Raw genomic sequence first — 21,492 nt, 5'->3', positions numbered from 1 at the left:
GGAGAACCGTGAAAACACTCAAGGAAGCGCCGTACGACCAGCGCGGCAACCTCATGCACTACCCCGAGGACAGTTACTGCAACGACGCCGAAACCGGCACCTCTGCCTGGGTGCCGCCGGATTGGCGGCCCATCAGCACGTTCACCGCCACCCTGACCTTGACGGGTCGCCGCCGTGGCCGGTCGGCCGCCTACTTCATGTGGACCGACCAGGACGGGCACGAGTGGCCGATGTTCCTGACGGACCTCGACTACCTGATCAGCTCGGCCACGATCACGAATGGCATCGTCACCGGCACCTGGACGGTTGGTAAGCGCGGCGCGAACTTCGGGGTCCGGTACGTGTCCTCGCCCGAAGGTGGCGCGTGAAGAGCCGCCCCAGCAACGCCGACCGGCAGGTCAACGCGAAGCCCCGCGGCGCGCACGACAAGTGCGTGGACGGCGAGAACCACCTGTGGAAGCCGCTGTCGTTCGTGTTCGAGACCCAGCTGCTCGACGCGTACGGCCGGGTCCGGATCCGTCAGCCGAAGACCACGGCCGCCAGGGTGTACTGCGTCTGCCTCGGCTGCCGGTCGTGGACGTACGTCGAGGCGGACTGGGTCGGCTACTACCTCGGGGGGCCCGAGCACGTCGATCCGACGCTCGACAACCCCGACGAGGTGTTCACGAAGAGCGCCGACCCGGAGCCGTGCGAGTGGTTCGTGCGGGTCAGCCAGCCGTACAGCTCATGCGACCGGTGCGGCAAACCCGCTTGGGAGCACCGCGGCCAAGAGACCTACATGCAGGGCGGTCCGTTCGATGCCGCTGAGACAGCCCGTCGCCTGTGGGCGAGGGGCGAGGCAGACCACATCCGACAGAAATGGGAGAGCTTCTGATGCGCATCTATTACGACACCGAGTTTCTCGACACGGGAACCACGATTGAGCTGATCTCGATTGGCCTGGTTGCAGACGACGGCCGGGAGTTCTACGCGGTCAACTTCAACGCGCCGTGGCAGGACATCGCGCGGCACGACTGGCTGGTGGAGAACGTCATCCCGCACCTCCCGCTGGTCGGCGATGTCCGGAGGAGCCCGTTCGGTGGGCCGCCGCAGTTCCAGATCGACCAGTCGAACGTAGCCGTCAAGCCTAGGTGGGTGATCGCTAACGAGGTTCGCGAGTTCATCTTGGCGACTCCGGAGCCGGAGCTGTGGGCCTACTACGCGGCGTATGACCACGTTGTTCTCGCGCAGCTGTGGGGGCCGATGGTGGAGCTGCCGACGGGTGTCCCGATGTTCTCGTGTGACCTGAAGCAGGAGCATGTCCGGTTGGGCCGACCGCCGCTGCCGTCCCGGGACGGGAGTGAGCACCACGCGCTCGCCGACGCTCGGCACAACCTGACGATGGGCGCACTGCTGGAGTTCCTAGGGCACCAGGTCGTCGTCGACGAGCTGGCCGTGACCGAGCGGAGTGACGCGTGAAGGTTTGGAAGCGCTGGCAGGTCATGGCGGAGGCGCGGTTCGGTGGGGCGATGGCCGATCGGCACTTGCGGCCTCGCCGGTTCTGGACGCGGGCCGGGGCGGAGCGGGACGCGCGACGTCGTCGTGCCCAGGCGGAGCTGGAGCTCAAGATGCACATCACCTACACCGTGGTGGAGGCACCGTGAATCCCAAGGTTCGGCCTGGTCAGGTATGGGCGGACAACGACAAGCGGGCCTCCGGCCGCACCATGCGCGTCGAGAGCGTCGACGGCCGGTACGCGCACGTCGTCGATTCTCGTGGCCGCAGGAGCCGCATCCTCATCGAGCGGATGCGGCCGACATCCACGGGATACCGGCTTGTTGAGGAGGCTCCCGGTGAGTGACCAGCAGAGGATCCTGGCGCCTGCCCGGTTTCGGGTGCTCGTCACCGGTTCGCGAACGTGGCGTCAGTGTGACCTTGTCGATCGCGCCCTGTCGGCGTTGCGGGCGGAGCACGGCGCGCTCGTTGTCGTGCACGGCGCATGCCCGACTGGCGCGGACGGCTACGCGTCGGCGTGGGTGATGAGGATGGCCGCGATCGGGTGGGACGTTGTCGAGGAGTACTACCCGGCGAACTGGGCGAAGGGCGGCAAGAAGGCGGGCCCGCGCCGGAACCGGGAGATGGTCGATCGCGGCGCGGATCTGGTGCTCGCGTTCATCCGGGACGGGTCGCCGGGGGCGACTCAGTGCGCGCGCTACGCCGAGAGCAAGGGCTTGCCGGTACGGCGGGTGATTGCGTGACGCTATGCATGATCAGTAAAGCGAGACCTTCCCTCAAGGCCCTCGGCACGTTGAGGGGGAGGGGAGCGGGTGAGCGCTCGACTGATAGGCGAGGTCGCCGGCTGGCTCGGTACGGCAGCCGCCGAAGGGCTGACTGCGGCCGAGCGGCTGGTGCTGCTGATCGTCGCGGAGCGCGCGAACGAGCACAGCAGGCGCATGTGGTCGCACCGTGGCGACCGGCGCGACGACGGAACGCGGATCACGCTGACCGAGCTGATCGCGGACCGGGCCGGGTTGACGCCGCGCGGGTTGAACGACGCGTTGCAGCGGCTCGCCCGGCGGGGCCTGGAGCTGCGTGTGCAGATCGGGACGGACACGCGCGGCCGACCGGTGTTCGCGCGGAAGGGTCACGCGACCGACTATCAGCTGCCGTTCCTGCCCGCGCTGTACGAGCTACCCCCGCGACCTGTGGATAACGGGTCGTCGGACGCCCCCGAACACGACAGGTAGGTCACGCCACAGCGTGACCTAAGGGCCTGTTAGGTCACGCCTGAACGTGACCTATGGGGCTCTTAGGTCACGCCACAGCGTGACCCCATCCCTATAAGACCTATCCCTCTAACACCTTCTATCCCTAACGCGGGCTGGAGTCTCACAACCTGAGGTGGAAGGGGACGAGATCACACCCGGAGAGATGTGGACAACCCGCAAGCAGAAAAGCCAGCAAGGAACCACCCATGACCACCCACGAGAGCCTCGACCGCCAAACCCGGACCGCCGTCGCCGCACTCGCCCACCGCATCCGCGAACGCGACCAGCAGGACGACCCCACCGACGCCGACATCTTCGCCCTCGAGTACCTCCACGCCCTCCGCGGCCAAGGCTGGCGGCCCACCAACGCACGCCGGCCCCAACCCTGGAGCACCGACCAGGGCCCACGCAGCGAAGACACCGCACGCCGCGGCGCCCACCTCGCCCGAGACCTCCTCGGGCTCCCCGCCAACGACCACCAGGAGCAGGAATGACCACACCCACCCTCGCCGACTGGCGCGGCACCCCCTACACGATCGGCACCACCGTGCTCTACACGCGCAGGAACAGCAGCAGCTGCGAGATCGCCGAAGGGGTCGTCCTCGACATCTACGACGCAGTCCGCGACCCTCGCATGCGCCGGTTGCGCTGGGTCCGCGCAAACCCCGACAACCCCACCCACCAGGCCATCACCGGCAGACACGAGCGCGAGACCCGCGTCATCATCCAGCCCACCGGACGCGAAAGCAGAAACTGGCGGCTGAACACCCGCCAAGTCCGCGACGAGAACGGGAGAGATCTCCACGACGAGCACGGCTCCCCGCTCTACGAGCCGGTCACCCACCCGCCCGTCACCCTCACCGCCCTGGAGAACATCACCGTGATCACCCCATGAGCCGCACCACCGTGCCCAGCATCGCCATCGCCTGCGACACCAACGGCTGCCCCGTCGCCTTCGTTCGCGTCAACGACACCAGCATCGAACGCTGCCGGGCCGAGGCAGCCCGACGAGGCTGGATCCACTGCGCCCTCGGAGGCGACCACTGCCCCCACCACACCTACAAGCCGAAGCGGACACTTCTCGACCGCATCACCGGGCGATGACCAGCACAGGCACGCGCGTCCCCAGCTCCACACCTCGTCGCTGCCGGGGTTGACCTTCTACGAACCGTTCGCGCAATACGCGCAAAGCTTGACACAAGACGCACGCTAGACGGTCCCAGAATCGATGCTGGGACACGAACAAGGGTCGGTCGGTATCACTGGATACCCCCGACCCTTTCGTGCACTCAGAGACGACTACAGCGCTTCGACCCTGGTCGGACCAAGATCAAGACGTCCCCTGAATCCGCTGAATCCGCCGACGAGTCGTCTCCGACCACTCCCCATACGCAGCCAACGCCACATCCCGCGCCTGAATCCCCAACTCCTCGCGACACCGAAGCACCAACTCCCGCTGCTGACGCTCGAACCTCGCCAGCTCGGCCGACACGTGCTTCAACTCCTCAAGCGCCACCCGCTGCTCATCCGACAACTCACGCTCAGCCATGCCCCACAGGCTAGACACAAAATGTCCCGCCCGGAAGAGCGTCAACCAACGTTGCCTCACCCCAAAAGCCGGGCCGCAAGTCAGCCAAAGTTGACGAATGCCACCAAAAGGCCAGGCCGGGAGCCAAATGTCGGCCCACAACGGTCGCTAGCTGATCAAATTCAATGTGATTATTTCGAGATCAACTTGAGATCGATTTGTGCTTCATGGCCACATGATCTAGCGACACAGTTTGTGTCGTGATGACATTCACCAACGCCCGACGGGGGATCGCAGCACTCGCCGCGACCCTCGCAATCACGGGCACACCAGTCGCCGCATACGCGGCATTCGATGATCCGCCCAGTGGAACACCCGGACCGGAGGTCACCGTAACGGTCACCGTCACCAAGACGGAGGTGATCGCGGTCACCGGTCCGCCCGGACCCAAGGGCGACACCGGACCTCAGGGTCCGGCGGGATCTCCCGGACCTCAGGGCCCGGCGGGTTCCCCCGGTCCGGTCGGCGCGTCCGGCAAGCCCGGCGAACCAGGCAAGGCAGGGGCAGACGGCAAACCCGGTGCGCAAGGACCCAAGGGCGACACCGGCCCATCCGGCAAGCCCGGCGCAGACGGGAAGCCCGGACCCGCCGGTCCGCCCGGAAGCACCGGCCCACAAGGGCAGGCAGGGCCGCGCGGCATCGCCGGTCCGAAGGGTGACCCCGGACCCACGGGTCCGCCCGATTCCCCCGGACCATCCGGAGCTCTCGGAAAGCCGCAAGCGGAAACGCAAGCGGACTCAACCGTCCGCCCGGACCCGCTCGCGGGAGCTGGCCTGGTCAGCGTGGACGGAGCAATCCCGCCCGCCGCTGGTCTGACGGTCGGGTCACTCCTGCTAGCCGCCGCCATCGGTATCTGGCTCACGTTCCGATCCCGCAAGCGGAAGCGCAAGCCGGTTAGCGCCTCCGAGCCCGCCACGTCCACGGACACGGGCGGAGAGACGCAAGTCCTGTAACACCCTCCGGCGCTCCCGTACAGGGCGGGAGCGCCACCTACAGCCCGAAAGGCGACAGATCATGACCAGCTTCAACACCGGCGAGATCCTTACCGGCATCGGTGACGCGCTCGCCGCGTTCGACAAGCTCAACCGCTTCACGCGGTACATCCCTCTCGTTCCCGCCGTCTGGGCGGACTACTTCACCGCCGGTCAGCTCACGGGCGACGTGATGCCCGTTGACGAGCTGGTCAAGGCAGGCGACGGCGACGCCGCCGCGCACGTCTTCACCGACACGAAGGGCGGCAAGTGGGTCAAGCGGTCCGCCCGTGGCCTGGCCAAGCTCGGCGGTGACTCCGCATACGTGCAGGCCATGACCCCCGCGCAGTTCCGCGCCGTCGTGGACAAGATCCGCGCGGAAGCGGCGGAAGCCGAGAACGCGCGCATGAAGGCGGAGCTTGAAGCCGCAAAGGCAGAGCTTGCCGCGCTCAAGAGCAAGCCCGCCAGCAAGCCCGCCGCCGCCAAGTAGCAACACTGGCGCGCGGTTCGGGGACCGCGCGCCACCCCACATGACCTAGCCAGTCACCCAACCTCACCCGAACGGAGCAACACCATGCGAATCCTGGTCAACGTCAAGACGCCGCTACTCCGCAAGGCGGAGCGCTACGGCATCGACATCAGCCGCGTCATGTACGACGGGCTTGCCGCCGCCGTGAGGCGCGCGGAAGCCGCCGCCCCCGTCAAGGTGTCCGACCGCATCGCCGCAGCGAACCTGTGCGTCGAGACTGCGGCGGAAGATTGGGCGGACATCCTTTACATGGCGGGCGTCGTCGCGCCGGTCGTCACTGAGGAAGCGGCCACCGGCGTACGTCGTGCCGTCGTGGACGACGGTTGGCTTGTGCAGGTCTGCACGTGGCTGACTAGGAAGCCCGCCGAAGTGCGGATCGTCACGACCACCGCAATCACTATCTGGCGGAGCCTGGCCGAGATCACCGAAACGGCCGCACGCAAGCAGTCGCGCCGCACGCCGGAGCACATCGAAGCGCGGTACGCCGACACGGTTGCCGCCCTTAGCCATGACATGGCGATGACCAAGGCCGCGCTTGCTACGCACGTCGGTGGCGTCGCGCCGCGCCGCGCCTAGCAGCACCGAACGAAGCCGCCGCAAGCGATCACCGCTTGCGGCGGCTTTCGCGCGTTCGGGGAGGGGGTACCCCCCAGCCGGCCACCGGCCCGCGCTGCTGTTGGCGTCGCGGTTTGGCGGGGTTGCCGCATGATGGTTGGTGTGTGGGTGGATCTTGATGGTGCTGCGGCTCGTGTTGGGGTTTCGCGTTCGACGTTGAATCGGTGGGTGGCGTCGGGTGCGCTTAGGTGTTGGGTCGTCGATCGGGGGTCGGGGGTGCCGAGGGGCCGTCGTCCGGGGGAGGGGGGCGGCCTGGTCAGCGTGTCGGAGTTGTTGAGGGTGGAGCGGGAGATGCGGAGGGCGCGGGGGAGGCCGGGTGCGAGGGGGGTGGGGCCGACTTTGCTGGCCGCGTCGCTGCAGGGGCGGGGGTTGGGGTCTGAGGCTGGCTGAGCTGGTTGACCCATAGGCCGATGGGGAACGAGATGACGGCGGATACGAGGACGCCGAGCCCGAATTGCGTCCATGAGCGGCGCCGGTCGGCGCGTTGAGAGTCGCTGGCCGCACGGGTGAGGTACTGCCCGACGAGTTGTGCGTGTTCGGGGTTTAGAGCGAGGACGGCGCGATGTTCTTCGGCCTGGGTGACGACGTCGTCGAGGGCGACTTGTTGAGCGGAGAGTTCGCGTTGCAGCTCGTCCGCCAGCGTCGTGGCTTCTGTGAATGCCAGGTTGACGGCTTTCACGCGGCGACGGAGACGGTCGGCAGGGTCTCCTAGGAGGTCAAGGTAGCGGCGTTCGAGTTGGTTGAACCGCCTGTACATGAGGGCGGATGCGGCAATCCAGCTGCCAGCGAGGAGAGGGATCCACCACCAGGTGACTGGTAGCTGGAGGTTGGCGAGGAGGGTGAAGACAACTACGAATCCTGCGATGCCTAATTGGGCCGCGATCTTGAGGTTGTCGTTCCCGCGGAGCGCCTTCCACTGTATCCGCAGCGTCATGGGGCTATTGGATCGCGCCAATGGGGTTGCTCGCTTGGAGTTGGCCGGATTTGGGCCCTGCTCAGAAGGGGAGCTGCCACAACGTGATGATGCCAGCGATGGTGATCAGCGCGATGGCGACGAAGTAGCTGACCGCGTTGATGATCGTCACGATGGTGCGGGCGAGCTCTTCGATCTGCTCGCGAAGCTTGGGCAGCCGGTCCACTTGTTCTCCATGACAGCAGCGGTGCTGCCGTGCGGCCGGTGTCGTGGCGGTTTCCTTGCTCTCACCCTAGAGCTTCGGTCTGTTCCAATTTTTCGCGTAAACCTTGTAACTCCCGATAGGGTTCCCTTATCATGGGTCAGAAACCTTGATCATCCTGCTAGCCACGGGATGATTCCCTCACCCGAAAGCGAGAAGACCATGAGCGAAATCCGCCCTCAGCGTGGCGTCGTAGTGCCGACACCGGAGGAGTGGCGACCAGGTGACCTCGTGCTCGACAACCAGGGCCGCATGTTCACCAGGGCGTCAGCCGAAGACGAGGCAAGCGGCTGGCCCTGGGGTTATGCCAGCGAAGACGTCCGCGATGTCACGGGCCGCCCGCACGTACCCGAAGGGGCGGTCGAGGAGGGCCATCCGACACGCCCGCTCCGGCTCCTGGTCCGCGACGGACGCCCAGTGACTGCGCCCGACGTAGCGAATGCGCAGCCGTACCTCGGGTTCGACGGGGTCGCGACCACTGACCTCATCCTCTTCGACCAGCTGCTGCGCGCCGACGAGACCGGCCTCACGGAAGCGGTCGGGCTCACTGGGCGTATCCGGGACGAGCTTGCCCGCCGCCCCGCCCACGACAAGGAAGCGGCCCTTCGGGACTTGTCGGAGACGGCCGTCCGGTTCGGCGGGTCCGGGACGTGGCCGGGGGCGAGCGCGTGATGATCGAGCGTGAGAACGTCACGGAGACGGAACAGGCGCAGCTCGACAAAATCCGGCGTGGGCTTGAGGAGCTCGGCATCACCAACCTTTCCGTGTGCCCCGCGCCGCAACCGGCCGCAGTGCGTCCGGCGGCGACCGAACGCCCTGCTGGCGGGCGGCGCCTGGTGCGGCGGGTGATGGCCGCACTGCCACCCCGCCCGGACATCCCCGTCACCGGCAACGTGCCCCGGCTCGATCCTGGGCAGTGGGCGCGCATCGTGCTCCTGGTCGTCTGCGAGGCGGCCCTGGTCGGTGGTGCGCTGGCACTGCTTGGCGGGAACGCGTGGATGCTGTCGTTGAGCGCGGTCGCCCTTCCGGCGGCTGGGCTCGGCTGGTTCCTGCCACTGGACGCCGCCATGTGGATAGCGATCGGCGTGCAGGTCGCCTGCACGATCCTCTGGTTCGTGCGCTTGTCTCGGCAGGACAATGAGTCGGCGGCGGCGTCCCGCTGGGACGCGACGACAACGGGAGCCTTTCAGGAGGAGGCGTGGTTCCGGCTCGGGGCCGAGCGCTGGACCCGAAGCCAGCGCACGAATAGCACCCTGCTGTTCGGGCTGGTGCACCTGACCTGGTACCTGCCGCTGATGGTCGCGGTCCTGCCCGCGCTCGGGGGGGTGCTGTACATGTCGGAGTACCTGCGGGGTACCCGCGCGGACGGCCAGGAGCAGGGAATGCTGCGCGCCACCGCGGTTCACGCCGCCTACAACCGGTACGGCATCGCGATGCTCGGCGGCCTGCTCGTGCTCGGCTTCGCGGTCTACGCCGTGGTGTTCCGGTGACGGGCGAGCTGGCGGCGCTCTCAGGCGGCACCCTGGTCATAGACGACGAGGTGGCGGAGCGGCTGGCCGCGCTCGACCAGGCAGCCATCGCCTACCTAGACGAGACGACCAAGCCGAACACCAAGCGCGCGTACGACGACGACTGGAAGACGTGGACCGCGTTCTGCGGAGACCTTGGCATCCCGACCGGCGCGGCGACGCTCGGCACACTGGTCGGGTTCGTTAACTGGCTGTACGCGGCAGGCAGTGCGCCCGCCACCGTCGATCGGCGGCTGGCGGGTGTGTCCGTGACGTTCCGGGACGCGGGCCGGCCGATCGACAAGCCGGTCATGCAGGCCGCGCGGAAGGCTATGGCCGCAGAGTCGGACAACCTCGCACGCGTGAACGAGCGTCGCGGCCGGGGTAAGGCACCCGCGGTCACGGTCGCGCAGCTGCGGCTGATGTGCCGGGCCTGCCCGAACGACAGGCTCGCCGGGGTCCGTGACCGGGCGCTTCTCCTGATCGGGTTCGCGGTCGCGGCCCGCCGGTCGGAGATCGCGGCGCTGTATGTGGCCGACGTCGACCAGGTCGAGGAGGGGCTTCTCGTCAGGGTCCGGTACGGCAAGCGCGGTGCCCGCGAGGTGGCTGTGCCATACGGGGCGAACCCGGTCACATGCCCGGTCAGGGCATGGCGGGCATGGCTGGCCGCATCTGGCTTGACAGAGGGTCCTGCGTTCCGATGGATCGACCGGCACGACAACCTCAAGGACCGCGGCCTGTCCGGGCAAGCGGTCGGGGACGTGGTGACCCGAGTCGCCGAACGGGCCGGACTGGACGGCCGGACAGCGCACGGCCTGCGCTCGGGCCTGGCGACCGAGGCCCGCCGCGCCGGGCACGACGCGGTGTCGATCGCGGCACAGGGCGGCTGGTCGCCCACGTCTAGGGATCTATTCGGCTATATGCAGATTGTGGACCGGTGGACGGACAACGCCGCCGCCGGGCTTGGGCTTTGATGCCCATGGAGAAATTTACAGTGGCGCCAAGATTCTCGTGTCACTCACATCATGAAGACGCCGTCCGAATCTACTGATTCCAAAATCGCACCCTCATACAGGTCGTGGAGGTGCTCCTTGCAAACGAGATAACCATGGGCGGGGCTGTGGTCACACTTCTTCCCCGGCTGCTTATATGTCATGCAGCCGCGTGAGGAATAGCCGATCACTGATCGCTGTCGCCCTTCAAGATTCATATCCAGAGCCGCAAGATCTTCCTCGGACCACGGGCGCTCGACGTAGCGTTCTACAGAGAAGTTCTCCGGTGAGATGTAGTCGTCATGCGGGGATTCGGCTCTACGGCGCTTGCGTTTCGGTTTGGGGGCCGCTGGGGCGCCTTCGTCGGCCGACCCGATCTCTATTGGGTTTGGGTTGCTTGGCTTGTCGTGAATAGTTGACGCCTTTCCCTGTGAGGGGGCCGTGCGCCGTGCATTTTCTTCACTGCCTCGATTCGGGGTATCGACAGAGCTATCGCCTGGGCTGCTTGGGCGGTGGCTGGGATCGGAGACAGGCCCGCTGGGTAGGGCGCGGCGCGTAGGCATGGTAAAAGCAGGCGGGATGGTGAACGGCAGTTGGTTTTCCGCGATTCTCTCGCCAAGCAAGGCTGCCTGGTTGACGTCTAGGGCTTGTATGGTCTTGTGATACTTGCCCTCGTCGCCTACGTGAAAGATATGATCGTCGAGTATGGCGGCCCGAATCGTTGGTCTATCGCTCACTCCGCGCGGCGAATCAAGAAAGAGGGCAAATACGTCGTATCCAGAAATCTGGAACGGGATTTTGACTTGATGTGGCCGACCGCAGAGTAGCGGGATGGTCAGAGTCGGACCTTCCCTTGATTTCAACCCGAACAGGACCCAGTGCGGTTGGATCGCGATCGGCTCGCGAACTGCAAGTCGTACGGACATTCGAACGGTGAGCGGAGCGCCATCCGATAGATCGATCGCACCCTTCGCATCCAGCCGTCGCTCGATGTACTTCCCCGTGGCTGCTTCAGCGCCTTTGAGGACCAACTGCCAGAAGGCCATTGCGATGGTCAGCGGGTCCACCATGTTCGCCTCCTGAGGGGGATCGCACTGAGATGATTACACGCGTTGTAGTCCCCGTGCCAGTCGATTCAGCCCGCCAAGAGAGGGGATCAAGGATGTACCGGCGGCCTCCGAGCTCTGGAGAGCTAGTGGCCATACGCGGATGGTGGACGATAACGCCGCGGCGGAACTCAGGCCCCTCGCGACCTTGTGTTCTCCGCCGTAGCACGGAAGGGGCCGAGAATTCATCCGCAGTCGTGGTTGCGGCGGCTTGACAAGCGTGCGTAGGGTAACGCCCATCGTGAGACGAGTGTCTCCACCACCATGATCTAACCCTTGAAAGGCCCCAGACCTGCACAGGTTTGGGGCCTTCACCATGAACGCGGGCATGTCCTGCACAGAGGTCTCGGGCTGGTCGCAGCGCTCATTTGGGGGAGTGAAGCGCACGACTGGCCCGGGAACCCAACATCGCCCCTCTGTCCGAACGAGGTGGACCTTGACGGCATCCCGCTACATCGAGCACATGGCGCTCGCCTCCATCCCACGCGCCCCACGCAACCCCAAGGACCACGACCTCGAGGGAATCCGCGGCGCGATCCAGAAGTTCGGCCTCCTCATCGCGGGCGAACTCGACGACCGGACCGGGCGCCTGGTCGTCGGTCATGGCCGGCTCGAAGTGCTCGAAATGATGAAGGCGGAACGCGCCAGCGCACCATCCGGTGTGCAGGTGGCCGATGACGGCGAGTGGATGGTTCCGATCCTGCGCGGCTGGGAGTCCCGGTCCGACGCAGACGCCGAGGCGTATTTGATCGCCAGCAACCACCTGTCCGAGAAGGGCGGCTGGCACAAGCAGGGCCTGGCGGAGATGCTCGCTTCGATCGCGGCGATCGACGCGCAGCTGCTGGCCGCGACCGGCTACGACGCCGACGACCTGGCCGACCTTGAAGAGGCGCTGAACGCCGACCGTCCCACGTTCGACGATCTCGACGAGCCGCTCCCCGAGCCGGGCGACGCCGACGAGGAAGACCGCCCGACCGTCTGGGGCGTGGTCGTCACCTGCGAGAACGAAGACCAGCAGGTCGAACTGCTCCAGCGCATGGTCAAGCAGGGCTACAAGGTCCGCGCTCTCATGTGATCATCCTGCGTTTGGTCCTTGAACGTCCCAGGCCCGTTCCTGCCAAGCAGGTGTAACGATCTCTATCGTGGAGTACCCGGCGGCGGCCAGCTCATCAGGGGAGTCAAACCGAAGTTCGCACGACGCGCAGAAGAACGCCTCTGGGAAGAGATGGTTCTTCTCGTCGAGTCCCTCTGACGAAAGAGGAACCGGGGAGATGTTCTGCAGAGCCTCGTAGCCCCATTCCATTCGTCCCCAGAGGGACGCTTCTGAGTTGTTGCACGCGGGGCATCTCGTTGGGAACCGTACGGCCAGGTAGTCGGTGAGTTCGTACTCCGGCTTGAAGAAGGTGTAGGACATCGGCATGAGCGCCTGGCGCGCGGCGTCCACCGCAGCCTGCTGGTCCGGGGGAACCATGCTCATCACGCGAATGAGATGCTGCTTAGCTGCCGTGATCTTCCTCTTGACCTCGTGGTCGATCTCAGTGAGTGAGTCTCTAATCAGCGATGCAGCGAGCTCAGCATGGCTACTCCAGCGAGACGACTCCTCTACTTTCATCTCGTCGTAGAGCTCGTTGGAGAATCGGAGGAAGGCCGCCAAGACCTCCCGGGTATTTGCTGGACTCAAGTAGCCCGCGTGAACGACACCGTCTCGCACATCGATAAGTTGCTCCAGCAACGGTCGAGGCGTTCGCACCGACGTCAGCTGTTCAACCCGCGTGAGCGCCTCCCTTGCGCTGATTGTCCGAGGCTCCTTGAGCTTGCGGGCACTGGCTCCTAAACCCGTTAGATGCAGCAGCGAGTCGAAGTGGCCGTTGCGGATCTCCATCAGCATCGCCGGATGCCTGTCGTACAGGTACGCCTTGCAGAGGTGCTCAAGCGAGAACGCGGCGTTGATCAGGATCACTCGCGTGTCGTCGTCGATGTAGGCGGTGAGAGCACGCCGGGCAAAGTCCTGCGCAGATGCTACGAGCTGGTCGCGGTCGAGGGTGGTCACGCCGTTGAGGCTAGAGCGATCGCGGATCGATCGCACCCTCATTCTCACTCGATGCCTTCTCCCGGACCCTCATCTTCCGCAGCAGCTCGCCCGGCTGATCACAGTCGATGGTTGGGCAGCGCGCTGGCCAGTCCCAGCCGATCGGGCCGAAATAGTGCCCACGGGGGCACCGGACGTGCAGCTCGAACGGCGCGAACGGGTTCGCTGCGGGTACTTCCATCCCTCATCCCCTCGAAAGGCGGTGCGCGGTGCGCGCTGACATCACCCTGTCGTCCCCTGTTCAGCCCTCAGCCCGAGTCCTCCAGCTTCAGGGCATGTTCGACGTCGCCATCGAGGAGAAGCTGACCAACTCCTGGGCCATCGAGCTCCCCATCGAGCAGAAGCCCTGGAACGTCGGACTGATCGTAGGGCCATCCGGCGCGGGCAAGTCCACGATCGCCCGACACCTGTGGCCAGACCAGATCATGGGCGCCCAGACATGGACCGACCAGGCCCTCGTGGACGACTTCCCGCAAGGGATGGGCATCAAGGACATCGTCGCGCTGCTCGGCGCGGTCGGCCTGTCCAGCCCGCCGGCGTGGCTCCGGCCGTACGGCACGCTGTCCAACGGGGAAGCCTTCCGAGCCTCGATCGCCCGCGCGCTGGCCGACACGAGCAGCCTGATCGTTGTCGACGAGTTCACCAGCGTGGTCGACCGCCAGGTCGCCAAGGTCGCCAGTCACGCCGTGGCGAAGGCCGTCCGGCGCGGTGGGCGCCAGCTTGTCGCCGTCACCTGCCATTACGACGTGCTCGACTGGTTGCAGCCCGACTGGATGCTCGACGTCGCCACCAGCACCTTCCAGTGGAGGTCGGTTCAACCCCGGCCCGCGCTCCAACTCAACGTCCGCGAGGTCGATCGGTCGGCCTGGGAAATCTTTCGCCGTCATCACTATTTGACCGGCACCCTACATAAGGCCGCGCAATGCTTCGGCGGTTTTATCGGCGGAGAATTGGTGGCGTTCACCTCTTTCCGCCATTTCCCGCACCCGAGGACCCGAAATATCAAGATGGCTCACCGAACGGTGGTGCTGCCGGACTACCAGGGGCTGTCGATTGGCGGCCGTATGACGGAATGGATGGGGCAGCACCTGTACGAGCGCGGCTATCGCCTGCGCGCCGTCTTGTCTCACCCCGCGCTGATCGCCTACCGCTCCCGGTCGCCACGCTGGAGGCTGGTCGGGCAGGACAAGAGCCTACGCACCACCTCGAAAGAGAAGCACCTGCACGCGCACTCCCTCAACCCCCGGCGGCTGGGCACCGTCTCTTTCGAGTACGCGCCGATCAGCCCCCGGTGACCGCCAGATCCCGCACCTTCGACCAACCCATCAGCCCCGGCGCGTCCACGTCGGTGAAGCCGCGCCGCCAGTCAAGCGGCGGCGCGAACAGCCCCAGCTTGCCGCTGACCTCGACGAACCGGGTCGCGGGCTGGGCATCGGACAGCACCCAGTTCCACTGGTAGGGGTTGGCCCAGGCAGAGTCGTGCTCACGCACGATGTCGTCGAGCTCGACCGACCCCAGGATCACGCCGAACTGAAGCAACTCCTGGGGGAGCGCTACCCCCAGCTCGGCGACTCGGGCCCAGCCGCGGGCGTCTTCCTTTTGGCCGGCATGGATGAGCAGCTCACCGCGGTAGCGAGTTTCCCACGAGCGGTTTTCCGTATCTTTGATCCCGGCGATGATCAATGCGGCCCAGGGCTGCTTGATGGTGATGGCCTTGACGACCTTCATGATGCGTTCCTCTCATTACTGTTGCGCCGAAGGTAAGCGGCGGCTGCTTCGCAGCGGTCAGGATCGTCGCCAAGGTTGCCCAGGCCGCGGTTGCAGCTACCGCAGAGGATGCCGCGGACGCGGCCAGTCTGATGGTCATGATCGACGTGCAGGCGGAAGTCTCTTCCGTCCGCCTGGGCACCACCGCAGATGGCGCAGCCGCCGCCTTGGTCGTCGAGCATCGCGTTGTAATCCTCGACGGTGATGCCGTACCGCTTCTTGAGGTGGGACTTGCGTCGGGCTCGTTCCCATCTCGTGGGGTTGGCCTCGATCCAGGCTCGCATGCGGACGCGAGCGCACGGGCGACAGATGGTGGGGTGCGACTTGGACATGATCGCGACGTACTTCGTCTCGTTGCAGTCGCGGCAGACCCGCTTCTCCGCATCTCTCGCCGTCGCAAGGTGCGCAGCGTACGCGGAGCGCTGAGCCCGTTTCGTGATCGCTGCCGAGTCTGTCCAGCCACAAAGGCATCCCGCAAGCGGATTCGCTTGCAGCATGCCGTGACCAACAACCATTTTCCCCACGAGTGGACCTGACACTTTCAGTGATTTGGTGAGCACAGCGCGAATGGTGACCCATTCGCATTTTCGCAGGATAGCTCACGGATTATCGATTTGAACGCAGACCAACTTTGACTATTTAGGGGGTGCTGCTCAATGAGTATTCTCCTTGCTAAGCGAGTTGAGGTCGCTGAGCGGCGAGCAAAAATCGTTCAGATGCGTCTGGCTGGAATGAGCCACGACGCGATCGCACGGCAGCTCGGCATCAAGGGCGGTGCCCGCGCTGTCTCTAAGGACATGACGCGTGCGCTGGCCAATGCGGCGAAGGCGCAGCAGGAGTCCTCGGAGCAGCTGCTCGACATCGAGATCAAGCGGCTGGACCGGCTGATGCAGGCCCTTTGGCCGAAGGCCCTCGATGGTGACGTCAAGGCCGTTGAAGCGTGCGAAAAGCTGATCACCCGCCGCAGCTACCTGCTCGGCCTGGACCAGATGAACCGCAACGGCGCCCAGGACGGCGACGTGCTGTCGCTGCTCGGGTCGCTGTTCGACTCGTTGCGCGGCCAGCACGTGCCGGGCGAGGTAGTCGAGGCGACCGTGGTCGGCGAGATCGAGTCCGGCGACGAAGACGACCTGGACGAAGAGGACGACGGGTGAGTCTGGGCCTCGTACGGCTGTCGCCCAAGCAGGAGAAGTCGATCGCGGAGTCCACCGCGCGCATCAACATCTGGACCGGTGCGGTCAGAAGCGGCAAGACCATCGCGTCGCTGCTTAGGTGGCTGATGTACGTCTCCCGAGCTCCTCGCGGCGGCAGCCTGGTGATCGTCGGCAAGACGAGCGATACGATCTCCCGGAACGTGTTTGAGCCGTTGATGGATCCCGCGCTGACCGGGCCTGTGGCGCGCAGAGTGTTCTACAACCGGGGCGCGCCGACCGCGAACATCCTCGGACGCAGGATCGAGATCATCAGCGCCAACGACGTCCGCGCCGAATCTCGCCTGCGAGGCATGACCTGTGCAGGCGCGTACGTGGACGAGGCCACCCTGATCCCCGAGGCGTTCTGGGACCAGCTCCTCGCACGATGCAGCGTCCCCGGCAGCAAGATCTTCTGCACCACGAATCCGGATGCCCCCAATCATTGGCTTCGCAAGCGTTTTCTCTTGCGAGTTCATGAGCTGGACCTGCGCTGGTGGCAGTTTCAGCTCGACGACAACCACAGCCTCGACCCCGTCTACGTCAGCAACTTGAAGGCTGAGTACACCGGGTTGTGGTTCAGGCGCTACGTGCTTGGCGAATGGTGCATGGCCGAGGGCGCCATTTACGACATGTGGGATCCGGATCGGCACATCGTCGACCACATTCCGCTCATGGAGCGCTGGCTCAGCGTGGGCGTCGACTATGGCACGGTCAACCCGTTCGCGGCCCTGCTCATCGGCGTCTCTACCCCGGACAAGGTCGGCCAGCGGCGCCTCTATCTGGCCTCCGAGCTGCGATGGGACTCCCGTGTCGAACGCCGCCAGCTGACCGACGCCGAGTACTCGTCGCGGCTGCAGGGCTGGCTCGACGGCATGCCGGACTCCTACGGGCCCGGCACCCGCGGCGTGCGGCCGGAGTGGCTGATCGTGGACCCGTCCGCCGCCAGCTTCATCACCCAGCTGCACCGCGACGGGCTCCTGCCAATGATGGGAGACAACGCGGTCCTGGACGGCATCCGCACTGTCTCCAACCTCATCGCCGCCGACCACCTGCGGGTTCACCGATCATGCACGGGATTCCTGGGTGAGATCGGCTCCTACAGCTGGGACGAGAAGAAGGCCGAACGTGGCGACGACGCACCCATCAAAACGGACGACCACAGCCTGGATGCCGCACGATACGGCCTGCACACCACGCTCGCCGCGTGGGCGCAGCTCCTGGAGCCTGTCCCCAACTACAAATAGTCGGAGGGCGGATTGGCGGGATTCCGAAACTCCTTCGACGGCGGCACGTCGGGCGCGACCATCACCGTCGAGAATTCCGGCGGGGCCAGCGGTGACGCTTTCTACTCCGTCGACGCCCTGACCTACAGCACCGCCCAGGTGTATGCGGGGACGCTGGCCGCCGCCAGCAGCTTCCTGTACTACACGGTCAAATATCTGGGGCTGTCCTTCGTGGGTGCCTGGTACCTGCGCTCTCACATCTACGCACCGGCGCTGCCGTCTTCAGCGAGCCGCATCCAGTCCATCGACGGCAGCGGAGCGCTGAACCAATACGTCAGTGTTTTGCCCGACGGGCGGCTGGAACTCGGAACCAAGGTGAGCAGCTCCGGATACGGGGTGGTAGCGACCACCTCGGCGGCCATGGCGACCGGCCAGTGGGTTCGGGTGGAAACCATGTGGGATCTGAGCGGCCCGGCCGAGGTCCGCCTGTTCAACAACCCGAGCTCGGCAACTCCCACATCGGTGGCCTCAGGCACCCTCAACACCAGCTTCGCCGGGTTCTCCACCGCGAACTTCATCACCCCAGCCGGATGGTATCTCGACGAGGTCGCCGCTGCCGACGGCGGCTGGATCGGCCCAGCTGAGCCGCCCCGCCTCACCGGCGGCGCGCGCCTGGTAGGCACCGCGGCCGCGCGCCGCGCAGCGACCTGGTAACGCCTACTTCCCGATCGTCCGTCCCGCCTACTCCGCGGGACGGGCCTGCTCCGCGCCTGCACCTCATCCCGCACGGCACGTCGAGCACCTGGTACGGCCCACGCCTTGCTCTGTTGAGGGGCAGCGCACGGCGCGGGCCGTACCTCTCCTACCTCCCGCCTGGCAATCGACCTCCAAGGAGAGGGCCTGTGGCCGATTTCAAGTTCAACGTGGGGCTCGGCCGGGTGGCTGAGCTGTACAACCGGGTCAAGACCGGCGATCCCGCCGGGTCCGCGCTGGTGCTGGTGGCTCTGTCCGCCGCCAACCTCGAGTCCGACGCCGTCCTGAGGGACAAGGACACGCTGGCCGACGTGCTGTCCGGCTCGACCGACGAGGTGACCAACACCGGGTATTCGCGCAAGGTGCTCCTGGCCGCCGACCTGGCGCCGCTCACCCCCGACGACGTCAACGACCGCCTTGACCTCGACATCCCCGACCAGACCTACACCAGCGTTCAGGCGGGTACGAACTGGGCCAAAATTCTGGTCTGCTACAAGCCGGGCGCCGCCTCGCCCGACACGGCGATCATCCCGCTGACCTCGCATGACTTCCCGCTGATCCCGGACGGCACCAACGTGGTCGTGCAGATCGACGCCCTCGGCTTCTGGCGGGGTGCCTGATGGCTAAGGCTGGATACACCGCCGCGACCGTAGTGGGGCAGGTCACCACCCCGGTCGTGCTGAGCGCTGGCGTGGCCCGCAGCGTTCTCGGAGTACTCGCCCCTGCCAGCTTCGGGCTAGAACTGAAGAAGATCCGGGTCGGCCTGTACGGGGTGTCGGCCTCCGGCGTGCCCGGCGACATCGAATTGTGCATGGCGACGTTCGCGACTTTCCCGCCCGTGGCGGCCACCACGGCGGACGTGACGGCGGTGACACCGCAACAGGTGTACGGCAAGACCATCGCCCCGGGGTTCCTTGCCTCGATGGCGTGGGCGGCGACGAAGGAGCCGACGGTCCTGACCGTAGTTGACACCTTCCCGCTGTCACCGAACGGTGGCCTGGTGCTGTACGACTTGCCGCTCGGTGACAGCCCCGACTGCGTGCCGGGCACCGGGTTTGTGCTGCGCGCAAAGTACGCCGCCGCCGTCAACCTGTCGGCCTGTATGTGGGTCGAGCGAATCTGAGTTGGTGCCGGGGGGAGGGGTTGTGCCGATCTTCTTCCGAGAGTCGCCCGCATTGGTCTTCGCCGACGCGGTGGGGACAGTCACCTCCGGCATGCTCGACCAGAAGGTCCGCGATCTGCTAGTGGCGGTGTGCTTTTCGGAGAACTATGGGGCGGCGCTCACTGTGTCCGATACCGAGGGCCGCGCTTGGGTCAAGCAGGCACACAGCAATGTGGGGCCCGGTACCTGCGCCGTTTTCACAACCTGGGCCGAAGCGACCTCCACTGCTACTGTCACCTTGGCCACCGACCAGGACGATGCGGCGCTGAAGGTTTTCATTGCGGCGGGCGTTGACCCCTTCACGCCCATCGGCGCGATCTTCGTCGGACAATCTGAGCTCGCCACCTTCGCGCCAACCACCTGGGTGGCCACCCGGCGCGGGTCGATCGCGGTCGGAGGCGGAACCGAGTACAGCGCCAGTGGCGTGTGCTCCTCACCTGACTATGGGGAGGCATTCGACGCCTCCAGCGATATGGGCGGCGTTGCCGTACAGAAGCCGTCGCCCGCTGAGAGCGCGGGCGAGGCGGTCACGCTCACCTTCACTACCACGGCGTCGTCCCCCAGATGGGCCGTTGCCGCCGTCGAGCTCCTGCCGCGCGAGGGCGTACCGTATCAAAACAGCTTCGACGGGGGCGCGCACGGCGCTTCGGTCACGCCTGCCAACTCCGATGGGCTGAGCGGTGATCCCTTCACCGGTTGTGTGGGCAATCCCGTCTACAGCAGCGACCAGTTTCACGGCGCGGCCGGGCTATCGGTCGTCAACGGAGTCCTGGACTCCGACACCCACATCGACTGGACCGCACCGCAGCCGGGCAACTCGCTATACGTCCGGTTCTACCTCTTCCGCACCGGTGCGCTGACGTCCGGCAACCTGTCCAAGCTCTTCGCAATTATCAGCGGAGCCGGTGTGGACAACATCATCTCTGCAGTGTGGCAGCGGAACACCAGCGGCCTGATCCGAGCCTTTACCGGCTTCAACACCGACACCGCGAAGACGGCGGCCACGACCGCGGTCCCCATCCCGCTGAACGCCTGGGTGCGGGTGGAGATCTGCTACACCCTGGACGCCGCGCAGAACGGCACCGTGGAGATCTGGACCTACCTGGATCCCGACTCGCTGGTCCACGACGACTACGTGATCTCAGCGCCGCTGACCTGGCCGGGCAGTAAGCCCGAGACAGCCGAATTTCACCTCATCAAGGAGGCGGCTGGTGCCTTGCACATGGATGACATCGCCCTCGGCCCCGCCAAGGTCGGGCCGGTTGCCGGTGATGGGCGAAGGCGCCGCCTGATCACCTCCGCTGCGGCAATCCGTCGCGCCGGTACCTGGTAGGGGGCCGGGGTGGCGATCGAGGTTCATTCGTCTTCTCCCTCCCTGGTGTTCGGGCACGTCAAGACGGTCACCACCGACTCGTTCACGCCGCCGGCGGGCGCGTTGCTGGTGGCGTCCGTGATGTCGAAATACGACAGCAGCATCCCGCTGACCAACGGCGGCTCGTCGCTGTTGTGGACCCAGCAGGTGCTGGCGATCAATACCAACGCCATCTCCGCGATCTACACCGCGCCCGCCATTGCGCAGTTCACGACGGTCACCGCGACGATCGACTACTTCGGCGGGAGTGAGACGACCGCACCACTGGCGTTGAAGATCTACGTGCTGACGGGGGCGGATGTCGCCAACCCCGTCGGGGCCAAGAACGCGGCCCAGAACACGGGGGTCCAGGACTGGAACTGGACACCGTTCTCCTCGGCCGAGGCCGACTCGCTCAGCATCTGCGCCGCCTGCGACGACTACCAGACCAACATCAACTCCTCCACCGACCCCTACGAGCAGTTCAACCAGATGGCGCCTGCTGGGACGGGAAGTTCCAGCTGGTTGTCGGGGCTGGCGCTACGCAAAGCGACACCAGTCGATGCGTCAGGTACCCCGGTCACCTTCAACATCCACTGCAACGCCTCTTCCCCCAGCACCAAGTGGGCGGCGACGGCGGTGGAGATCCGGGCGGCAACCACGCCCCGGCCCCGCCCACTCGCGATCACATCGTCGGCACACCGTGCAGGAGCCTGGTGAAAG

Annotated in this window: 31 protein-coding genes; 24 read left to right on the top strand and 7 right to left on the bottom strand. The window is 65.9% G+C overall.

What is annotated here, in order from left to right; all coding sequences use genetic code 11:
- Nucleotides 1-8 precede the first annotated feature (8 nt).
- The 10 genes from ACIBG8_RS07370 (at nt 9) to ACIBG8_RS07325 (ending at nt 3,851) form a co-directional block, all read left to right on the top strand.
- Complete coding sequence (locus tag ACIBG8_RS07370; protein WP_397341715.1) at nt 9-368, top strand: hypothetical protein; 360 nt, start codon at nt 9-11, stop codon at nt 366-368.
- Nucleotides 365-874, top strand: a complete 510-nt coding sequence (locus ACIBG8_RS07365; RefSeq protein ID WP_397341713.1) for a hypothetical protein — start codon at nt 365-367, stop codon at nt 872-874. Before ACIBG8_RS07370 ends, ACIBG8_RS07365 begins: the two co-directional genes overlap by 4 nt.
- A complete protein-coding gene (locus tag ACIBG8_RS07360; RefSeq protein WP_397341711.1) occupies nt 874-1,458 on the top strand; it encodes a hypothetical protein in 585 nt (194 codons plus the stop codon). Before ACIBG8_RS07365 ends, ACIBG8_RS07360 begins: the two co-directional genes overlap by 1 nt.
- Nucleotides 1,455-1,643, top strand: a complete 189-nt coding sequence (locus ACIBG8_RS07355) for a hypothetical protein (RefSeq protein WP_397341710.1) — start codon at nt 1,455-1,457, stop codon at nt 1,641-1,643. Before ACIBG8_RS07360 ends, ACIBG8_RS07355 begins: the two co-directional genes overlap by 4 nt.
- Nucleotides 1,640-1,840, top strand: a complete 201-nt coding sequence (locus ACIBG8_RS07350; protein WP_397341709.1) for a hypothetical protein — start codon at nt 1,640-1,642, stop codon at nt 1,838-1,840. Before ACIBG8_RS07355 ends, ACIBG8_RS07350 begins: the two co-directional genes overlap by 4 nt.
- Nucleotides 1,833-2,237: an SLOG family protein gene (locus ACIBG8_RS07345; RefSeq protein ID WP_397341708.1), complete on the top strand. Its 405-nt coding sequence runs from the start codon at nt 1,833-1,835 to the stop codon at nt 2,235-2,237. Before ACIBG8_RS07350 ends, ACIBG8_RS07345 begins: the two co-directional genes overlap by 8 nt.
- Nucleotides 2,238-2,306: 69 nt before the next feature.
- A complete protein-coding gene (locus ACIBG8_RS07340) occupies nt 2,307-2,726 on the top strand; it encodes a hypothetical protein (RefSeq protein WP_397341707.1) in 420 nt (139 codons plus the stop codon).
- A gap of 227 nt (nt 2,727-2,953) precedes the next feature.
- A complete protein-coding gene (locus ACIBG8_RS07335) occupies nt 2,954-3,241 on the top strand; it encodes a hypothetical protein (protein ID WP_397341706.1) in 288 nt (95 codons plus the stop codon).
- A complete protein-coding gene (locus ACIBG8_RS07330) occupies nt 3,238-3,642 on the top strand; it encodes a hypothetical protein (RefSeq protein WP_397341705.1) in 405 nt (134 codons plus the stop codon). Before ACIBG8_RS07335 ends, ACIBG8_RS07330 begins: the two co-directional genes overlap by 4 nt.
- Nucleotides 3,639-3,851 (top strand): hypothetical protein, encoded by a 213-nt coding sequence (locus ACIBG8_RS07325; protein ID WP_397341704.1) that lies wholly within the window; start codon nt 3,639-3,641, stop codon nt 3,849-3,851. Before ACIBG8_RS07330 ends, ACIBG8_RS07325 begins: the two co-directional genes overlap by 4 nt.
- Nucleotides 3,852-4,077: 226 nt before the next feature.
- Here ACIBG8_RS07325 and ACIBG8_RS07320 read toward each other — a convergent pair whose 3' ends face one another.
- Nucleotides 4,078-4,296, bottom strand: coding sequence for a hypothetical protein (locus tag ACIBG8_RS07320; protein WP_397341703.1), 219 nt, complete (start codon nt 4,294-4,296; stop codon nt 4,078-4,080).
- Nucleotides 4,297-5,349: 1,053 nt separating this feature from the next.
- Between ACIBG8_RS07320 and ACIBG8_RS07315 the strand changes: the two genes are divergently transcribed.
- Together ACIBG8_RS07315 and ACIBG8_RS07310 are read left to right on the top strand one after the other, a co-directional pair.
- On the top strand, nt 5,350-5,796 hold the full coding sequence (locus tag ACIBG8_RS07315) for a hypothetical protein (RefSeq protein ID WP_397341702.1): 447 nt from the start codon (nt 5,350-5,352) through the stop codon (nt 5,794-5,796).
- An 84-nt stretch (nt 5,797-5,880) separates the two neighbouring features.
- A complete protein-coding gene (locus tag ACIBG8_RS07310; protein WP_397341701.1) occupies nt 5,881-6,411 on the top strand; it encodes a hypothetical protein in 531 nt (176 codons plus the stop codon).
- Between the two features lie 295 nt (nt 6,412-6,706).
- Here the strand turns inward: ACIBG8_RS07310 and ACIBG8_RS07305 are convergent, their stop codons facing one another.
- Nucleotides 6,707-7,384, bottom strand: a complete 678-nt coding sequence (locus ACIBG8_RS07305; protein WP_397341700.1) for a hypothetical protein — start codon at nt 7,382-7,384, stop codon at nt 6,707-6,709.
- 61 nt (nt 7,385-7,445) lie between these two features.
- Entirely contained in the window at nt 7,446-7,589 is a 144-nt protein-coding gene (locus ACIBG8_RS07300) for a hypothetical protein (RefSeq protein WP_397341699.1), read from the bottom strand.
- Nucleotides 7,590-7,787: 198 nt separating this feature from the next.
- Between ACIBG8_RS07300 and ACIBG8_RS07295 the strand changes: the two genes are divergently transcribed.
- The 3 genes from ACIBG8_RS07295 to ACIBG8_RS07285 are packed head-to-tail and all read left to right on the top strand — an operon-like array spanning nt 7,788 to nt 10,107.
- A complete protein-coding gene (locus tag ACIBG8_RS07295) occupies nt 7,788-8,297 on the top strand; it encodes a hypothetical protein (protein ID WP_397341698.1) in 510 nt (169 codons plus the stop codon).
- A complete protein-coding gene (locus ACIBG8_RS07290) occupies nt 8,297-9,115 on the top strand; it encodes a hypothetical protein (protein WP_397341696.1) in 819 nt (272 codons plus the stop codon). Before ACIBG8_RS07295 ends, ACIBG8_RS07290 begins: the two co-directional genes overlap by 1 nt.
- A complete protein-coding gene (locus ACIBG8_RS07285; protein WP_397341694.1) occupies nt 9,112-10,107 on the top strand; it encodes a site-specific integrase in 996 nt (331 codons plus the stop codon). The genes ACIBG8_RS07290 and ACIBG8_RS07285 overlap by 4 nt, the downstream gene beginning before the upstream one ends.
- A gap of 44 nt (nt 10,108-10,151) precedes the next feature.
- Here the strand turns inward: ACIBG8_RS07285 and ACIBG8_RS07280 are convergent, their stop codons facing one another.
- Complete coding sequence (locus ACIBG8_RS07280) at nt 10,152-11,195, bottom strand: hypothetical protein (protein ID WP_397341693.1); 1,044 nt, start codon at nt 11,193-11,195, stop codon at nt 10,152-10,154.
- Between the two features lie 472 nt (nt 11,196-11,667).
- Between ACIBG8_RS07280 and ACIBG8_RS07275 the strand changes: the two genes are divergently transcribed.
- A complete protein-coding gene (locus ACIBG8_RS07275) occupies nt 11,668-12,306 on the top strand; it encodes a hypothetical protein (RefSeq protein ID WP_397341691.1) in 639 nt (212 codons plus the stop codon).
- Here the strand turns inward: ACIBG8_RS07275 and ACIBG8_RS07270 are convergent, their stop codons facing one another.
- A complete protein-coding gene (locus ACIBG8_RS07270; protein WP_397341690.1) occupies nt 12,307-13,281 on the bottom strand; it encodes a hypothetical protein in 975 nt (324 codons plus the stop codon).
- A gap of 314 nt (nt 13,282-13,595) precedes the next feature.
- Between ACIBG8_RS07270 and ACIBG8_RS07265 the strand changes: the two genes are divergently transcribed.
- Nucleotides 13,596-14,615 (top strand): GNAT family N-acetyltransferase, encoded by a 1,020-nt coding sequence (locus ACIBG8_RS07265; protein ID WP_397341689.1) that lies wholly within the window; start codon nt 13,596-13,598, stop codon nt 14,613-14,615.
- Here the strand turns inward: ACIBG8_RS07265 and ACIBG8_RS07260 are convergent.
- The gene (locus ACIBG8_RS07260) at nt 14,602-15,048 is read right to left on the bottom strand and encodes an ASCH domain-containing protein (protein ID WP_397341688.1); all 447 of its coding nucleotides are present in this window, start codon (nt 15,046-15,048) and stop codon (nt 14,602-14,604) included. The genes ACIBG8_RS07265 and ACIBG8_RS07260 overlap by 14 nt on opposite strands.
- Nucleotides 15,045-15,647 (bottom strand): endonuclease VII domain-containing protein, encoded by a 603-nt coding sequence (locus tag ACIBG8_RS07255; protein WP_397341687.1) that lies wholly within the window; start codon nt 15,645-15,647, stop codon nt 15,045-15,047. Before ACIBG8_RS07255 ends, ACIBG8_RS07260 begins: the two co-directional genes overlap by 4 nt.
- A 96-nt stretch (nt 15,648-15,743) precedes the next feature.
- Between ACIBG8_RS07255 and ACIBG8_RS07250 the strand changes: the two genes are divergently transcribed.
- The 7 genes from ACIBG8_RS07250 to ACIBG8_RS07220 all read left to right on the top strand — a co-directional run bounded on the left by ACIBG8_RS07250 (nt 15,744) and on the right by ACIBG8_RS07220 (nt 21,489).
- On the top strand, nt 15,744-16,241 hold the full coding sequence (locus ACIBG8_RS07250; RefSeq protein ID WP_397341686.1) for a hypothetical protein: 498 nt from the start codon (nt 15,744-15,746) through the stop codon (nt 16,239-16,241).
- Entirely contained in the window at nt 16,238-17,524 is a 1,287-nt protein-coding gene (locus ACIBG8_RS07245) for a PBSX family phage terminase large subunit (RefSeq protein WP_397341685.1), read from the top strand. Before ACIBG8_RS07250 ends, ACIBG8_RS07245 begins: the two co-directional genes overlap by 4 nt.
- Before the next feature lie 12 nt (nt 17,525-17,536).
- A complete protein-coding gene (locus tag ACIBG8_RS07240) occupies nt 17,537-18,217 on the top strand; it encodes a hypothetical protein (protein WP_397341683.1) in 681 nt (226 codons plus the stop codon).
- Between the two features lie 188 nt (nt 18,218-18,405).
- Nucleotides 18,406-18,876: a hypothetical protein gene (locus ACIBG8_RS07235; protein ID WP_397341682.1), complete on the top strand. Its 471-nt coding sequence runs from the start codon at nt 18,406-18,408 to the stop codon at nt 18,874-18,876.
- Nucleotides 18,876-19,379, top strand: coding sequence for a hypothetical protein (locus tag ACIBG8_RS07230; protein ID WP_397341681.1), 504 nt, complete (start codon nt 18,876-18,878; stop codon nt 19,377-19,379). Before ACIBG8_RS07235 ends, ACIBG8_RS07230 begins: the two co-directional genes overlap by 1 nt.
- A 22-nt stretch (nt 19,380-19,401) precedes the next feature.
- Complete coding sequence (locus ACIBG8_RS07225; RefSeq protein WP_397341680.1) at nt 19,402-20,751, top strand: hypothetical protein; 1,350 nt, start codon at nt 19,402-19,404, stop codon at nt 20,749-20,751.
- 9 nt (nt 20,752-20,760) lie between these two features.
- Nucleotides 20,761-21,489 carry a hypothetical protein gene (locus ACIBG8_RS07220; protein WP_397341678.1) on the top strand — a complete coding sequence of 243 codons (729 nt, stop codon included), beginning with the start codon at nt 20,761-20,763 and terminating at the stop codon, nt 21,487-21,489.
- Nucleotides 21,490-21,492: the final 3 nt, after the last annotated feature.

The organism is Nonomuraea sp. NPDC050556, from assembly GCF_044457355.1.
GTDB lineage: Bacteria > Actinomycetota > Actinomycetes > Streptosporangiales > Streptosporangiaceae > Nonomuraea.
This window is presented reverse-complemented; position numbering and strand designations above follow the sequence as displayed.

What these genes read in the sequence shown, in the direction of transcription:
- ACIBG8_RS07360 (WP_397341711.1), top strand. Translation starts at nt 874, where the DNA reads ATGCGCATCTATTACGACACCGAGTTTCTCGACACGGGAACCACGATT.
- ACIBG8_RS07335 (WP_397341706.1), top strand. Translation starts at nt 2,954, where the DNA reads ATGACCACCCACGAGAGCCTCGACCGCCAAACCCGGACCGCCGTCGCC.
- ACIBG8_RS07330 (WP_397341705.1), top strand. Translation starts at nt 3,238, where the DNA reads ATGACCACACCCACCCTCGCCGACTGGCGCGGCACCCCCTACACGATC.
- ACIBG8_RS07325 (WP_397341704.1), top strand. Translation starts at nt 3,639, where the DNA reads ATGAGCCGCACCACCGTGCCCAGCATCGCCATCGCCTGCGACACCAAC.
- ACIBG8_RS07320 (WP_397341703.1), bottom strand. Translation starts at nt 4,296, where the DNA reads ATGGCTGAGCGTGAGTTGTCGGATGAGCAGCGGGTGGCGCTTGAGGAG.
- ACIBG8_RS07315 (WP_397341702.1), top strand. Translation starts at nt 5,350, where the DNA reads ATGACCAGCTTCAACACCGGCGAGATCCTTACCGGCATCGGTGACGCG.
- ACIBG8_RS07310 (WP_397341701.1), top strand. Translation starts at nt 5,881, where the DNA reads ATGCGAATCCTGGTCAACGTCAAGACGCCGCTACTCCGCAAGGCGGAG.
- ACIBG8_RS07305 (WP_397341700.1), bottom strand. Translation starts at nt 7,384, where the DNA reads ATGACGCTGCGGATACAGTGGAAGGCGCTCCGCGGGAACGACAACCTC.
- ACIBG8_RS07295 (WP_397341698.1), top strand. Translation starts at nt 7,788, where the DNA reads ATGAGCGAAATCCGCCCTCAGCGTGGCGTCGTAGTGCCGACACCGGAG.
- ACIBG8_RS07290 (WP_397341696.1), top strand. Translation starts at nt 8,297, where the DNA reads ATGATCGAGCGTGAGAACGTCACGGAGACGGAACAGGCGCAGCTCGAC.
- ACIBG8_RS07280 (WP_397341693.1), bottom strand. Translation starts at nt 11,195, where the DNA reads ATGGTGGACCCGCTGACCATCGCAATGGCCTTCTGGCAGTTGGTCCTC.
- ACIBG8_RS07265 (WP_397341689.1), top strand. Translation starts at nt 13,596, where the DNA reads ATGTTCGACGTCGCCATCGAGGAGAAGCTGACCAACTCCTGGGCCATC.
- ACIBG8_RS07260 (WP_397341688.1), bottom strand. Translation starts at nt 15,048, where the DNA reads ATGAAGGTCGTCAAGGCCATCACCATCAAGCAGCCCTGGGCCGCATTG.
- ACIBG8_RS07250 (WP_397341686.1), top strand. Translation starts at nt 15,744, where the DNA reads ATGAGTATTCTCCTTGCTAAGCGAGTTGAGGTCGCTGAGCGGCGAGCA.
- ACIBG8_RS07230 (WP_397341681.1), top strand. Translation starts at nt 18,876, where the DNA reads ATGGCTAAGGCTGGATACACCGCCGCGACCGTAGTGGGGCAGGTCACC.